Source organism: Rhodococcus sp. EPR-147, from assembly GCF_001647185.1.
Taxonomy (GTDB): Bacteria; Actinomycetota; Actinomycetes; order Mycobacteriales; family Mycobacteriaceae; genus Rhodococcoides.
In genome coordinates this window covers 1-645 of the sequence record NZ_LVCU01000131.1, presented here as the reverse complement: position 1 = coordinate 645, position 645 = coordinate 1, and the positions used below count along the sequence as shown (strand labels likewise).

1 protein-coding gene is annotated in these 645 nt (G+C 69.5%); it reads left to right on the top strand.

Annotation, left to right across the window (positions count from 1 at the left end):
- Positions 1 to 645 (top strand): AAA family ATPase (locus A2J02_RS06160; protein ID WP_156516121.1); only part of this gene is annotated, 645 nt, incomplete at both ends.

Genomic DNA, 645 nt, shown 5'->3' with positions numbered 1-645 from the left:
CACCGAGCTGTTGACGGTCTCGGCCGTCGACCCGTCGAATGAGCCGGTGAGTGTGCAACCCAATTCGGCGGTCGGGTGGGGCTCCGGCACCGTCGCTGCCTCGGCATCCGCACCTGTGTCAGCGCCACAGAAAGCCACGGCGGCCAGAGTGAGCGCAGCCGATCTGGTGGGAGTGAGCGCGCAGGCGGCCAAGCTGACCGAGTGGCTGCGGCTGGCGTTGGACGAGTCGGAATTGCTGGCAACGCTCGGCGCATCGCCGCATCTGGGGGTGTTGATCACCGGACCGGGTGGGGTCGGCAAGGCGACGTTGGCGCGCGCGGTCGTCGGTGAACGCGCATGCGTCGTGCTGGACGGACCGTCGATCGGCGCGCTCGAGGCGTCGGCCCGGGTCGATCGCGTCACCGCGGCAGTGGACGAACTCGCCGGTTCCGGGGTTCTGCTCATCACCGACGTCGACGCGTTGTTGCCCTCCGAGCCCGAACCGGCGTCCACGTTCGTCCTCGATGTATTGCGCCGGGCCGTCGACACTCCGGGTCTCGCCCTGATCGCGACGACGGCCCATCCGGAGGCGACCGATCCCAGACTGCGCGGTCAGGACCTGTGCGATCGTGAACTCACCCTGATCCTGCCCGACGCGGCAGGCCG